The organism is Tsukamurella paurometabola DSM 20162 (assembly GCF_000092225.1).
GTDB classification, from domain to species: Bacteria; Actinomycetota; Actinomycetes; order Mycobacteriales; family Mycobacteriaceae; genus Tsukamurella; species Tsukamurella paurometabola.
Window position 1 is genome coordinate 3,002,934 of sequence record NC_014158.1, and the last position, 13,819, is coordinate 3,016,752.

Genomic DNA, 13,819 nt, shown 5'->3' on the forward strand with positions numbered 1-13,819 from the left:
GACCGTTCTTGCTCAGTCCACGTCAACCCACGACAGGAGCGCTCCCGCGGATGCCGGGGAACGGCTATCGCCCGGGTCCAGGTTCGCGTCCATCCACGCGTCCAGCGTGCGTACGGCGAGGTCCATGTGCGCCGACGCGGCATCCCGGTCCGCGAATACCAACCAGTTCATGGCGAAGCCGTCGGTGAGGACCGTGACCACATACGCCAGCTCATCGATCGCCTCGTCGGACGGCGATTGTCCCGCCGCCGCCGCGTCGGCCTCCAGAATGCCCCGGAGCGAGGCATTCGCCTCGGTGTACACCATGACGGCCTGTTCATTCGCCTGTCGCCGCGCCCAGCTGATCAGCTCGATGATCGCACGTCCGAAGTCTTCATTCGCGACGTACCACTGCATCACCCCGCGCATCAGCGAGCGCGCGGTCTCTTTCACATCGCCGTGGCAGTCGTTGCGCGCGAGTACGTCCCGGTACTGCCCGGCGACGTGCCGAAACACCTCGGCGAACAGCTCCTCTTTCGAGGAGAAGCAGTAGTGCAACGTGGCGAGCGGAGCATTCGCCGCGTCCGCGATCCTGCGGGTCGTGGCGCCATCGACCCCGTGGATCGCGATCACGCGGACGGCGGCATCGACGAGCTCTGAGCGACGCTCGGCGGCAGGGATGCGGGCCATGTGCAGACTCCCAACGGTGGGACCACGGCGCTTCAGCCGGGTCACTGCTGAGAGTACCTGACCGATCCTGGGCATTCCGGTCATTCGACTTGATCGACGAAGCAACCATCCCAAGCAGGCTTGACTGTGATCCGCAACACTGTCATTCTCATTTCATGGTCATATGACCAAGACGTTTGATCATGAGTTGGCCGGACACGGAGGCACTGCAATGAAAGTTCTGTACGACACCGGTTGGGCCGCACCCCCGGCCGCCGCCCAACCGCAGCTGACCGGTGACGTGCGCTGCGATGTCGTCGTGATCGGCGGCGGTGGAGGCGGCATGGCCGCCGCAATCCGCCTGGCAGAGAACGGCACCGACGTCGTCCTGCTCGAGTCCCGCACCCTCGGCGCAGGCGCCAGTGGCCGCAACGCGGGCTACATCACCAACTCGATCGCCGCCGATCCCGAGCTGCTCGACCATCTCGTCGCACCGGATCGCCTGCGCGCGTTATACCGGTACGCGGAGAACGCCGTCCACTTCGCCGAGAACACCATCGACAAGCACGCCATCGAATGCGGACACGTCAAGACCGGCATCGTCATGGCCGCGGTCAGCAAGGGCCAATTGCGGCGCGCGGGCCGGATCGCGAAAGTGCTCCAGAAGAACGGCGCGGCTGCCGAATTCGTCGACGGCCGCGAGGCCGGACTACCGGAGGGTTTCCTCGGCGGTGTTCGCGAAAAGGTCGGCGGTACTGTCAATCCCGGTCAGTTCGTCCTCGGTCTCCGCACAGCCACTATCGCCTCCGGAGTGCGCGTGTACGAGTACACCCCGGCCCGCGACGTGACCGACACCGGCGACGGCGTCACCGTCGACACTCCCGGCGGCACCGTCCATGCCCGGCGCGCCCTGCTGATGACCAACGCGGACAACGGCGCCTTCTCTATCGCCCCGAAGAACCTCGCGACCCCCTCGTACACCTGCCTCCTCGAGACCGACCCCGTAGCACCCGAGCGCCTCGACGAGATCGGCTGGACCAGCCGCGCCCCCATGGTCTCGCTGCACATGATCCTCGAGAACCACCGCGTCACCCCGCGCGGCACGATCGTCTTCGGCACCCGCAGAGTGGAAGCCGGCCACAACCCCCTCCCCGAACGCGCACCGTCCCACGCCGTCGCCGGTGACCTGGTCCGAGGATTCCGGGAGCGCTTCCCCGGGCTGGGTGACGTCGGATTCCGCAGCGTGTGGGGCGGCTGGATCTCCATGAGCGGCACGTGGATGCCCGCCGCCGGCGAGGCCTCGGACAACGTCCTGTACTCCCAGGCATGCAACGGTCACGGCTTCGCTCAGGCGCAGTACGTGGGCCATCTCCTCGCCGACCACATCGGCGGAGCACCGCGCCATCCCGACCTCGACGCGATCTGGCACGGCCGTAAACGCTTCTGGCCCAGCGTCGTCAACGGACCCGCGCTGTACGCCGGCTGGCTCGCCGACCGCACCCTCGATCGTCTTGCAGCACTCACCAACTGATCGACAAGGAAGACACCATGAAGGAAATGCTATTCATGATCGCCGATGCGTTCGCGATCATCGTCGGCTATACCTACGGCATCAAGTTCATTCGCAAGCACCACAACTACCTGCTGGGGCTCGAGTGGATCATCGTGGCCACCTCGTGCACGAACTTCCTGCTGTTCGCCGCTACCAAGTCCAGCCACGACAGCGTGCTGTACACGATCGCCTCGTTCTTCGACGCGTTCTCGCGGTCGATCGGCATCACGCTGATCCTGGTGCTCGGCCTGATGCAAGTGACGCATCGGTACAAGCCGACCCTGCCGGTCGAGATCGGCTCGTTCGCGTTGGCCACCGTATGCGGTTTCCTTCTGGTCGGGTACCAGGAATCGGCCTACGCGACACCCATCAAGATCTTCTTCATCGTGGTCAACGTGCTCACCAGCATCTTCTTGATCTACTTCGCCACGCGACTGTGGCGCATCGGTGAGCACAAGCACGCGGTCTGGGCCGGCATCTCGACGTTCTGCAGCTTCCTCATCGCCGCGATCTACGACTTCGTCCCTCTCCCCGGCGACGATGCAGAACACACCATCTTCTACACCCTCGCCCTGGCGTCCTGGGGCGTGCAGATGTTCGTGTTCTACCGCGCTTACGACGCGTTCGACGCCTACAACAGGCGCGTCGACGCGGAGGCGGTCAGCGGCGCTCCAGCCACGGCTTGAGCCGCGCGGTGATCCACGGCAGCACCAGGAACACCATCAACGGAGTGTTGATCAGCGTCGCGATCAGGGTGCGGCCCGCCAGCCCCCACCCGTGCGCCGGCAGGAAGGTCAGGTGCGGCAGCACCAGGAAGTTGATCAGTAGCGAGAGCGGGAAGAAGCCGAGCCAGATCGCCACCGCCTGCTTCCAGCGGGGCGGCACCGTGGCGACGGGCGCGGCAACGGGGCCGGCGCCGTCGGGCCGCGGATCGAACCAGCCCTCGATACCGGACAGGCGATGCGTCGCGGTCTCGACCGCCATGCCCTCGCCACGCTCGAGCCAGTGCTTGCGGACCCGCGAGCCCTGCCATTGCTGCAGATGCTCCTCGGACTCGAAGCGGTAGATCACGAAGTACTCATCGGCCTGGTGGGCGGAGCGCACCCACCCGCCACCGAGGAATCCGGGATACGTTCGGGCGAGGGCGATCCCGGCATCGGTCCAGGCCACGAAGTCGTGTTCGCGTCCGGGACTGATGCGTCGGGCGACGGAGGTCAGCGAGGCCTTGTGGGCCGCTCCTGCCTCCGCCCGGGTTTCGGTGTGAGGCATGCGTACCAGTGTCGGCGCCGCGACCCCATCGCACCAACCGAGCAGGTGTGATCTTGCCGACGTCGGGTCAGCGCGGCAGGTCCGCGTCTCGGAAGTCACCCTTGGTGCCGTAGGTGACCACCGTGAACCGGCGGTCGGCGCCCTTCCCGACGGGCGTGTGCACGGTGACGGTGACCTTGCGTGCGGTCCACTTCCCCCGTGCGCAGTCGGGCTTGCAGGTGTTCTCCTGCACGGTGCCGACGCCGAACGCCGAATCGTTCGTCCAGGTATCCCAGGTGATGCCGTCGATGCGCGCGTTGGCATCGGCACACGCGAGAACGATCGTCTTCGGCTTCACCGTGGGCTCGCTGACGCAGTTGCGGATCACCGGCGACGTCGGCGCGGGCTTGCCGGGCGCCGCCGTCGCGACAGCGGGAGCGGTGAGGGCCGTGACGGCCACAAGGAACCCGATCGTGCGAGCAGATCCTGAGATGGTCATGTCGTTTCCGCCTTCCAGCAGTTCTTCCATCGCCCGGAGGGGCACCCGCTCCATTCTCCGAAGACGCGCGCGTGGCGCCAGTGCAAATGCAAAGTCTTCACGGCTTCGTCACGCCCGGTCCGCACCGCGATCTGCACCCGGTGAGGGCTGGTGCCACAATCAGTGCGTGTCTTATCTCCTGCGTGTACGCCTGACGGACCGGCCTGGCAGCCTGGGCTCCCTCGCCGTGGCCCTCGGCTCGGTAGGTGCCGACATCCTCTCGCTCGACGTCGTCGAGCGCGGCGACGGGTACGCAGTCGATGATCTCGTCGTCGACCTGGGCCCGCAGTCTCTACCGGACACACTGATCACCGCCGCCGAGGCGCTCGAAGGGATCACGGTCGATTCGATCCGCCCGTACTCCGATGTCCTGGACACCCACCGCGAGCTCGAGCTCATCGATCACGTCGCCGGCGCCGGCCACGACCAATTGCAGATGCTCGTCGACCAGGTGCCGCGAGTACTGCGCGTGGGGTGGTGCGCGGTGCTCTCGAACACGCCCGATGCGGCCTGGCCGGCGTTCGGCTCGTCGGGCCTGCCCGAGACGCCGCCGACGTCGCTGGACTTCCTCCCGCTGGGCGGTCCGGTGGCGCTGGATCCCGAGGCGGACTGGGTCCCCGAAGCCTGGCAACAGCTCGACACAAAGCTCGCGGGCGCGCCGCTCGGCGCGATCGGCAAGGTGGTCCTGGTGGGCCGCCCCGGCGGACCCGACTTCCGCCCGTCCGAGGTGGCGCGCCTCGGCTACCTTGCGGGCATCGTCGCGACGGTCCTGGTCAAGTAACTAGTGCGCGAAGGCCTCCGGGCCCTCGGCGAGGAGCTTCTCGAACCCCGCCTCGTCGAGGACCGGAACGCCGAGTTGTTCGGCCTTGTCGGCCTTCGATCCGGGGGCGTCGCCGACCACCACGAAGGCGGTCTTCTTGGACACGCTGCTCGCAGCCTTGCCGCCGCGGACCAGAATGGCCTCCTTGGCCCCGTCCCGAGAGAAGTTCTGGAGGGAGCCGGTGACCACGATGGAGAGCCCCTCCAGGTTCCTGGGTACCGACGCGTCCCGCTCGTCCTCCATCGTGACGCCTGCGGCACGCCACTTCTCGACGATCTCACGGTGCCAGCCCACGGTGAACCATTCGACGACCGCCTCCGCGATGACCCGGCCCACACCGTCGACCTCGGCGAGCTGATCGACGTCCGCCGCCGCGATCGCCTCCAGGCTGCCGAGTTCCTGGGCGAGCGCCCGGGCGGCCGACGGGCCCACGTGGCGGATGGACAGTGCCACGAGCACTCGCCACAGTGGCTTGGTCTTGGCGACATCGAGGTTCGTCAACAATCGCTGCGCATTCGCCGAGAGGGCGCCGCCGTCGTTAGTGAACAGTGGAACCTGCGTGAGGTCGGCCTCGGTGAGCGAGAAGACATCACCCTCGTTGTGCAGCACGGGCGAGGCGGTGAGCGCGGTGGCCGCCTCGTAGCCCAGGCCCTCGATGTCGAAACAGGTGCGGCCCGCGAGGTAGAACAGCCGCTCCCTCAGCTGCGCGGGGCAGGTCTCGGTGTTGGGGCACCGGATGTCGGCATCGCCCTCCTTCGACGGTGCCAGTGCGGCACCGCATTCCGGACAGGTGACCGGCATGACGAAGGCCTTCTCAGTACCGTCGCGGAGGTCGACCACCGGGCCGAGAACCTCGGGGATGACGTCGCCGGCCTTGCGGATGGTAACGGTGTCACCGATGAGCACACCCTTGCGCTGCACCTCGGAAGCGTTGTGCAGCGTGGCGAATTCGACGGTGGACCCGGCGACGGTGACCGGCGCCATGTATGCGTACGGCGTGACCCGGCCGGTACGCCCCACGTTGACGCGGATGTCCAGGAGTTTGGTGGTGACCTCTTCCGGCGGGTACTTGTAGGCGATCGCCCAGCGCGGAGCGCGCGAGGTGGCACCGAGGCGGCGTTGCAGAGCGATCTCGTCGACTTTCACCACCAGACCGTCGATCTCGTGCTCGGGATCGTGCCGGTGCTCACCCCAGTAGAAGACCCGGTCGACCACGGCATCGGCGCCCACCACCTGCTTGGTGTGGGCGGATACGGGCAGCCCCCAGGCCGCCAGTGCCCGGTACGCCTCGTGCAGCGAGGCGGGCGACCAGCCCCCCTCGATCCGGCCGAGGCCGTGGCAGATCATGCCGAGCTTGCGCCGCGAGGTGATCTGCGGATTCTTCTGCCGCAGTGAACCCGCGGCGGAGTTGCGCGGGTTCGCGAAGGGCGGTTTACCCTCCGCGACCAGTCCCGCGTTGAGTTCCTCGAAGTCGGCGAGGCGGAAGAAGACCTCCCCACGGACCTCGAGCACCGCCGGGATCGGGAACTCGTCCGACGGGGTGAGCCGGTGCGGTACGTCGCGCAGAGTCCGCGCGTTGAGGGTGACGTCCTCACCGGTGCGCCCGTCGCCGCGAGTGGCGCCACGAACGAGCGCACCGTCCTCGTAGACGAGGTTGAGCGCGACACCGTCGATCTTCAGCTCAGTGAGAAAGGTGACGGACTCCCCCACGTCTCGCTGGACACGGGCGATCCACTCGCGCAATTCACCCTCGTCGAAGACGTTGTCCAGCGAGTACATCCGCTCCAGGTGGTCGACCGCGGTGAACTCCGTGGAGAATCCGCCGCCGACCAGCTTCGTGGGCGAATCCGGAACCGCCAGTTCCGGAAACGCGTCCTCCATCGCTTGGAGCCGCTTGAGCAGTGCATCGAACTCGCCGTCCGAGAGTACCGGCGCGTCCTGCACGTAGTAGCGGAACTGGTGCCCGCGGACTTCCTCCGCGAGCTCCTGCCAGGCGCGGCGATCGTCCTCCGTCAGTTCCTTCGACATGCGCTCAGATTAGTCGCAGGCACTGACGGCGACGACGACTACGGGCGCGGTGTCACCCCGGCGCACGGACCGGTGGCACCGTCCGGGCCGTGGCCGTTCTCGTCGGTGCACGGGGCGTCGGTCACCGTCGTGGGAGCGGGGGCCGGCGGCTTGGGCTGCGTCGGCTCGGGGCACGGGCGGTCGGCACCGTCGGGACCGTGGCCGTCCTTGTCGTAGCAACCGGGGCTCGCCGGCTTCGGCGCCGGAGCCGGGGTCTTCGCCGGTGTCTTGACCGGGGTCTGCGCGGTGGTCGGCTTCGGGGTCCCCGTGACAGCGGTGCCGCGCTGCTCGGCGGTGGTCCCGGCCACCGGGGTGACGGCCGCGGAACTGGCGCTCGACGACGCCGACGTGGTCGCAGCCTTGTCACCGCCACCGCCGCATCCCCCGACGAACACCAACGCACCGGCCGCCAGGGTCACGCCGGCCGTCTTGAGTACGTGGTGAGTGCGTGTGAAATTCATGCGACGAGCCTGCCATGTTCAATCGCAAAATTCGAGAAAGCGAAGCACTTCTTCGCATTCCGTTCATAGTGCCGGGGTGAACCTGAGCTGGTCGACCGGCGGGTCGGTCACCGTCACCGTGGGCCCGCCGAACGCAGTCATGTCCCGGCGCTACCGCCGGTTCAGTTCTTCTCCACCGCGATGCCGACGACCATTCCCCCGGGGATCTGCGGGACGCCGTTGGCATCGAACCGGATGCCCACGGCGTCGTACAGTGGCCGATAACCTTCGCCCGCAGCGCGATACAGAGCGAAGTAGGCCGCACCCTCGCTGCCGCCGGCCATGGTGAGCTGCACATCGAGCGGCACCGTGCGGGACGCCTCGACCGCCTCGGCGAGATACCGGACCCGCGGCACGGCCGAGCGCGGGACAACGGCGAGTTCGAGGGTGCCTCGGTACACCACCGACGTGACCACGACCAGATCATCCGGCGGAACGATCGCCGGATTCACCAGCTCACTGCCGGGATACGTGGGCAGTACGCGCAGCCGGATCGGCGGGGTGCCATCGAGTGCGGCCGGTGTTCTCACTGCCATCCGGAGTGCGCGGCGAGTATCGGCGACGGACTTTCCCGTCAGGTTCTCGAGGTACACCATCGTTGTCCGAGCACGCGCTTCCTCCAGCTGCTTCGGACTGATGGTGGCGCCCGGGGCCACGGTGACCGGCTGGTCGGCGACGGGCGGCTTCGGAGTCGGACGCGGCGCGGGTTCGGCCGAGGCGACGCCGGGCCCGCCGACCACCACCGCGACAGCAATGGCCACTGACCAGAATTTCCGATTCATGAACCGAATCTAACGCACGCTAAGAACTCCGGCCAGGCCGTCGAGATGCCCGGCGGCCGCTTCCTCGCTGGAGTCGACAGCCGGATACAGCACATCCGTCACACCCGCCTCACCCCAGCGGGCCAACCGTTCCGGATCGGGGCGGCCGTCCAGCGCGACGATGCGCGGCGCACCGTCACGCCCGTGCTCGCGCCATACCTGCGCGAGGCGCCGCGCCGCCTCCCCGATCCCCCGATCCTGCGGCGTGGTGATCCACCCGTCCGCGTGCCGCGCTATCCAGGCGAAGTTCTTCTCGCTGGCACCCGCCCCGAGGAGAACCGGGACGGGCCCCGGCGGTTTGGGCCACGCCCAGCTCGGCCCGAACGAGACGAATTCCCCCTCGTAGGAGGCTTCGTCATCGCGCCACAATGCGCGCATGGCCGCTACGTACTCGCGCAGCATCGTCCTACGCCGCGCAGGCGGGACTCCATGGTCGGCGAGCTCGTCGAGGTTCCATCCGAAGCCCACCCCGAATGCCACCCGCCCGCGCGACAGATGGTCGACCGTGGCGATCGTCTTGGCCAAAGTGATCGGATCAGCCTGAACCGGGAGCGCGACCGCGGTCGCGAGTTCGATCGTCGTCGTGACAGCCGCGGCGGCGGCGAGAGCGGTCCACGGATCCAACGTCCGCAGGTACCGATCGTCGGGAAGCTCGGACGTTCCGGTACCGGGATGAGCCGCGTCTCGTCGCGTGGGGATGTGGCCGTGTTCAGGCACGAAGTACGACGCGAAACCCGCGCGTTCGATCAGTGGCGCGAGCACCTGGGGCGGCAGCCCTCGATCCGATGTGAACTGTACGATTCCTACCCGAACGTCCTGGTCAACCACCACCGTAGTAGAACACGTTACACACAGGGAGGGCGGCGGTTCGTCGCAGAATCGTCGCAGCTGACAGGAACGTTAGGAAAACATGATACACATCACAAAGACCTTCTACGATAGCAAACCGACAGCGCCCGCTGTCACCGTCTTCTCCCTTTGGGTACGTCGAGTCAAGGAAACCCCATGTCGATCGAATTCGAGCGTCCATCCACCCCCGCGCCCGAGAATCGCGCAGCCCGCCGCCGCTCCCGGGTGCCCCGCCGCCGCTCGGCACGCCGTCACACGGCGGCATGGCGCGGCGGATTCGCCGCCGTCGCCGCGACCGCCACGCTGATGGGCACCGCAGCCGCCCCGATGGCCCTCGCGGCCGACACCGCCGGCCAACCCTTCGACATCACCATCGGCGGCACGAGTCTGCGCGACGTGGGCATCGACATCACCAAGCTCAACCTCTCCAATCCCGACCTCAGCGGGATCGACTTCCAGAAGGTGCTCGGGCTCCTCGACAATCCAGCGATCTCGAAGATCGTCGAGTCATGCCGCACCGGCGCTCTCGGTAGCGGTGGTGGCGGCTCGAACGTGGACTGCGCGGGCGCCACCGGCACCGGCGCCGCGGTCGTGCTCCCCGATCGACTCGACCTCGCCGCGATCGCGGATCAGGTGACGATCGACCTCGGCCCGCGGGTCGGAGCGCTCGGTGTCTACGTGCCGATGGGAGTGCAGACACCGTTCGGGGTACTCAGTGTTCTCGCCGTGCCGCCGACCGGCCTGGTCAGCCTCGGTCTCGGAGCACTCGGGATCAAGGACATCGATCCGACCGCCATGGGCAAGTACAAGACGCTCGACGACGTCAAGAACGGCGCCGCACTTCCGGTGAACCTGGTCCAGGAACGCTACTGCGACAAGATCACCTGCATCTTCGGCGGCTGGAAGTACCGCGACGTGGATTCGAACCTGGGCGCCCGGACCGAAGCGCTGAAGATCGCCGGACAGCTGAGCGGCCGCACCTATGACTTCACCAAGCCGACGGTCCTGGATCCGCAGATCCTGGTGCGGGGCACATCGACGATTCTCGGCGACGGCTTCACCTTCGCGTTCTCCCGGAACGCGGGAACAGCGTTGGCGGAGACCAAGAACAAGCTGGCCCTGGCACTGGCCGGCGCGGACGGCGCCGACGCCGCGTCGAAGGCCTATGCGAACCTCGGCCTGGCGCTCGCGCTGAACATGAATACCAGCACGATGGGGCTTGACTGGTTCGGGTCGCCTCTGGCGTTCGACAAGATCAAGGACTCGCAGGTCATCGACAAGGTGCTCAACCTCGCGAAGACCTTCAACATGTTGCCCGCAGGCATGAATCTCGATGCCGCCACGATCAACAACGCGATGGACACCATCCAGAAGCTCAAGCTCCCCGACGTCAAGGAGGTCAGCTGCCTGGGCGTGGGAACATCGGCCTCGGCGTCGGGCCTCGGCGAATGCGGCAACTACCTCGGCACGTTCGACTACTACAAGGACCTCCGCAAGACCGTCGACGGCCAGAGCCGCCAGACGCAATGGGGGCTCACGGACCCCACGTCGCTGGTGCTCGGCCAGGGCAACGCGCTCAGCCAGGTACTCACGCCCGGCGTGCTCCAACTTCTCACCGCCGTCGCCGGTGGCGATCTCAGCAAGGTGCCCTTCAACGAGCTCACCGGCCTGCTGGAGAATCCGTTCGTCAAGGACTCGATCGCCGCGCTGCTCTCCGAGGAGAAGCGGCTCAAGCTGACCAAGGACTTCGTCCGCTTCACCAAGGACGTCAAGACCACCGAGACCTCCCATCCGGTGGTCGACGAGAACGGGGTCCCGGTGCTGGGCCCGGACGGCAAGCCACAAGTCCAGACCTCGTCCACATCGAAGACCAGTTACCTGCTCACCAGTGACTACGGCCTGCGGTCGCCGATCACCGTGGACTGGTTGGGCTACCGACTGACGGTGTTCCCCACCGCCGAGGTGAACGGCACCGTGCGCCCGAACTACCTCGGCCTGCCCACCATCACCAAGATCGCCGACGGCACCCCGAGCCTGCTCCCGCGCATCGGCCTGATCGAGCTGGACAACCCGTTCGGCCTGGGTACTCTGCCGATCCTGCCCTTCGATCCGCTCGGCGCCTTCAGCTCGTGGACCAAGAGCATCACGCTCAAGGACGATGTGAACCGCATCCGCGAGGTGCTGCCCGCGGTCACGGCGGCGCTGCCGAAGACCCCGGCCCCCAAGACCGAGACCGACGGTGCCGTGCCGGTCACAGCCGTGGCCGCCGGAGCCTCCGCGTCGGATGTGACGGCCGTTGCCTCCGAGCCGCGCGCGGGACGCTCGCCTCGATCGGTGGCCGAGGCTCCGGCTGAGGCGACGACGGCGCCGACGGCCGAGACGAGTACGACGTCGACCCCGCAGCCGGAGAAGCCCACGAAGGAGACCACGTCGCAGACCCCGACGACGGAGTCGAAGCCCGAGACCACGCCCGCGCCGACGACCGAGTCCGCGACCGCCGCCGACGCGTCGTCGACGACGACGGATAAGGCAACGTCCGCCGACGCCGCGAGCACGGAGAAGGGCGCCGCATAGCGGACGTGAACATCCCGATCAGGCATGCCGCCGAGCACTAGGCTCGGCGGCATGCCTCATCCGATCATGTTCTCCGACGACGATCCGGTGCTCGCCCGGCTGCGCGACGTCGCGCTCGCGTTCCCCGAGGCCACCGAGCAGATCGCCCACGGCCGCCCGACCTTCCGCTGCGGCAAGATGTTCGGCATGTACGGCGGCGGCACCAAGAAGACCGCGACCCAGCCGCACCGTCAGATCAACACCAGCGTCCTGTTCATCGCCGACCCGTCCGAGCGGGAGGCGCTCGTTCAGGACGAACGGATCTACCTGCCCGCCTACATGGCCGGAGCCGGATGGCTGGGGCTCGACCTCACGATCGGCACCGTCGACTGGGCCGAGGTCCGCGAGCTCTTGGACGCGAGCTATCGCCAGATCGCCCCGAAGCGGGCGATCGCGGCCCTCGACGCCGCTACTGGCGGCGCAGAGTGATCGACGGGAGCGTCAGCTCGTCGCCGCTGAGGGTGGCGGTCTCGCTGGACCCGCCGCGATCGCGCAGCACGATGGTGGCGCCGTTCACGGTGTAGACGCCGCCGTACGCGTTCGTGCGGCCGGAGAGGTCTTCCTCCCAGGTGCCGTCGGCCTTGAGCCGCACCACCCAGTCGCCGTTGCTGTAGGTACCCGGGACGTTCGCCGGGATCGGCGCCGCCAACCCCGAGGCGGCGGCCGAGGAGGACGCGACCGATGCGGTGGCGGCCGGACCGGCGGCTGAACCGCCGTCCGAGCCGCTGGAGCAGCCCGCGGCTGCTCCAGCCATGAGCAGCACCGCGACAGCGCCTGTGCAATGACGAACGAAAACGGTCATATGCCGCACAGTACGCCCGCCGGCCGCTCATCGCCCGGGTTCGAGGCGCCCGCCGCGCGCCATGTGGAAGTCGTACGCCGACTCGGCGTGCAGCCCGTCGTCCAGACCGTCGGCCTCGTGCTGCGGGTCGGCGCGCAGCCCGATCGTGCATTTGAGCAGCACCGCGATCACCGCGGTCACCGCCACCGCGTAGCCGAGCACCGCGATCACCGCCACCGCCTGCCGCCAGAGCTGATCGACGCCGCCGCCGTACAGCAGGCCGTCCTTCCCCGCGGGCGCGGCGGCACTGCCCACCAGCCCGATCATGAGCATGCCCACGACGCCGCTCACCAGATGCACGCCCACCACGTCGAGTGAGTCGTCGTAACGCCAGCGGTACTTCAGCTCGATCGCGTAGGAACTGATAGCGCCTGCAGCGGCACCGATGGCCAGTGCCCCGATCGGGGTGACTGCCGAACACGACGGGGTGATCGCCACGAGCCCCGCGACCACACCCGATGCGGCACCGAACGAGGTGGGCTTGCCGTGGCGCACCCTCTCGACGATCAGCCAGGAGACCATCGAGACCGCGCCCGCGCCGAGGGTGTTGACGACGATCAGTGCGGCGGCGCCGTTGGCCGCCAGCGTCGATCCGGCGTTGAAGCTGAACCAGCCGAACCACAGCAATCCGGCCCCGAGCATCACGAAGGGCAGGTTGTGCGGGCGCATCGGATCCCGCGGCCATCCTGCGCGGCGCCCGAGCAGCAATGCCATCACCAGTGCCGACGCACCCGAGTTGATCTCCACCGCAGTGCCTCCGGCGAAGTCGATCGCCTTGAGATGTTCGGCGATCCAACCACCGTGCTCGGCGGTGAGGCCGGGGATCGAGAACACCCAGTGCGCCACCGGGAAGTACACCAGGGTGGCCCAGAGCGCCGCGAACACCAGCCAGGACACGAAGCGCATGCGATCGGCCACCGCACCGGCGATCAGAGCCACGGTCACCATGGCGAATCCCGCTTGGAAGGCCACGAACAACAGTGCGGGAACCTGACCGACCAGGGGTACCGCGCCGTCGTCACCGCCGCTGGCAGTGAACGCACCGAGCAGGCCACGCAGCCCCGCGAAGGTGGTCGGATCGCCGACCACGCCGCCCTTGTCGGCGCCGAAGGCCATCGAGTATCCGAAGGCCAGCCACAATACCCAGACCACGGGAATCGCGGTGAGGCACATCATCATCATGTTCAGCACGCTCTTGCTGCGCACCATGCCGCCGTAGAACAGGGCGAGCCCCGGTGTCATCAGCAGCACCAGAGCGAAGGCGGCCAGCAGCCACGCGGTGTCGGCGCCGTTCACCGGGCCGGTGGTCGGAAACATTGCGG

14 protein-coding genes are annotated in these 13,819 nt (G+C 67.8%); 5 read left to right on the forward strand and 9 right to left on the reverse strand.

Translation table 11 applies throughout. The annotated features are described in order from the left end of the window. Nucleotides 1-12 precede the first annotated feature (12 nt). On the reverse strand, nt 13-669 hold the full coding sequence (locus TPAU_RS14490; RefSeq protein WP_013127505.1) for a TetR/AcrR family transcriptional regulator: 657 nt from the start codon (nt 667-669) through the stop codon (nt 13-15). A gap of 211 nt (nt 670-880) precedes the next feature. Between TPAU_RS14490 and TPAU_RS14495 the strand changes: the two genes are divergently transcribed. Further along, nucleotides 881-2,179, forward strand: a complete 1,299-nt coding sequence (locus tag TPAU_RS14495; RefSeq protein WP_013127506.1) for an NAD(P)/FAD-dependent oxidoreductase — start codon at nt 881-883, stop codon at nt 2,177-2,179. A 17-nt stretch (nt 2,180-2,196) separates the two neighbouring features. Further along, nucleotides 2,197-2,886, forward strand: coding sequence for a hypothetical protein (locus TPAU_RS14500; RefSeq protein WP_013127507.1), 690 nt, complete (start codon nt 2,197-2,199; stop codon nt 2,884-2,886). Here TPAU_RS14500 and TPAU_RS14505 read toward each other — a convergent pair. After that, nucleotides 2,861-3,469 (reverse strand): antibiotic biosynthesis monooxygenase, encoded by a 609-nt coding sequence (locus tag TPAU_RS14505; protein WP_013127508.1) that lies wholly within the window; start codon nt 3,467-3,469, stop codon nt 2,861-2,863. The two genes, TPAU_RS14500 and TPAU_RS14505, sit on opposite strands and share 26 nt — an antisense overlap. 67 nt (nt 3,470-3,536) lie before the next feature. Further along, nucleotides 3,537-3,947 carry a hypothetical protein gene (locus tag TPAU_RS21990; RefSeq protein ID WP_147291096.1) on the reverse strand — a complete coding sequence of 137 codons (411 nt, stop codon included), beginning with the start codon at nt 3,945-3,947 and terminating at the stop codon, nt 3,537-3,539. Between the two features lie 166 nt (nt 3,948-4,113). Here TPAU_RS21990 and TPAU_RS14515 point away from each other — a divergent pair, with 166 nt between their 5' ends. Then, the gene (locus TPAU_RS14515) at nt 4,114-4,767 is read left to right on the forward strand and encodes an ACT domain-containing protein (protein ID WP_013127510.1); all 654 of its coding nucleotides are present in this window, start codon (nt 4,114-4,116) and stop codon (nt 4,765-4,767) included. On the opposite strand, the gene ligA is transcribed toward TPAU_RS14515, so the two are convergent. The 4 genes from ligA to TPAU_RS14535 all read right to left on the reverse strand — a co-directional run bounded on the left by ligA (nt 4,768) and on the right by TPAU_RS14535 (nt 9,022). Beyond that, complete coding sequence (ligA, locus tag TPAU_RS14520; protein ID WP_013127511.1) at nt 4,768-6,834, reverse strand: NAD-dependent DNA ligase LigA; 2,067 nt, start codon at nt 6,832-6,834, stop codon at nt 4,768-4,770. Nucleotides 6,835-6,872: 38 nt separating this feature from the next. Further along, nucleotides 6,873-7,334 carry a hypothetical protein gene (locus tag TPAU_RS14525; RefSeq protein WP_013127512.1) on the reverse strand — a complete coding sequence of 154 codons (462 nt, stop codon included), beginning with the start codon at nt 7,332-7,334 and terminating at the stop codon, nt 6,873-6,875. 161 nt (nt 7,335-7,495) lie between these two features. Continuing rightward, nucleotides 7,496-8,155: a hypothetical protein gene (locus tag TPAU_RS14530; protein WP_013127513.1), complete on the reverse strand. Its 660-nt coding sequence runs from the start codon at nt 8,153-8,155 to the stop codon at nt 7,496-7,498. 9 nt (nt 8,156-8,164) lie between these two features. Then, the gene (locus TPAU_RS14535) at nt 8,165-9,022 is read right to left on the reverse strand and encodes a TIGR03619 family F420-dependent LLM class oxidoreductase (RefSeq protein ID WP_013127514.1); all 858 of its coding nucleotides are present in this window, start codon (nt 9,020-9,022) and stop codon (nt 8,165-8,167) included. 177 nt (nt 9,023-9,199) lie between these two features. Here TPAU_RS14535 and TPAU_RS14540 point away from each other — a divergent pair, with 177 nt between their 5' ends. After that, nucleotides 9,200-11,617, forward strand: coding sequence for a hypothetical protein (locus TPAU_RS14540; protein WP_013127515.1), 2,418 nt, complete (start codon nt 9,200-9,202; stop codon nt 11,615-11,617). 51 nt (nt 11,618-11,668) lie between these two features. Next, nucleotides 11,669-12,085, forward strand: coding sequence for an MmcQ/YjbR family DNA-binding protein (locus tag TPAU_RS14545; RefSeq protein ID WP_013127516.1), 417 nt, complete (start codon nt 11,669-11,671; stop codon nt 12,083-12,085). Here the strand turns inward: TPAU_RS14545 and TPAU_RS14550 are convergent. Then, on the reverse strand, nt 12,066-12,458 hold the full coding sequence (locus TPAU_RS14550) for a hypothetical protein (protein WP_041944449.1): 393 nt from the start codon (nt 12,456-12,458) through the stop codon (nt 12,066-12,068). The two genes, TPAU_RS14545 and TPAU_RS14550, sit on opposite strands and share 20 nt — an antisense overlap. Before the next feature lie 27 nt (nt 12,459-12,485). After that, nucleotides 12,486-13,814, reverse strand: coding sequence for an ammonium transporter (locus tag TPAU_RS14555; protein WP_013127518.1), 1,329 nt, complete (start codon nt 13,812-13,814; stop codon nt 12,486-12,488). Nucleotides 13,815-13,819 lie beyond the last annotated feature (5 nt).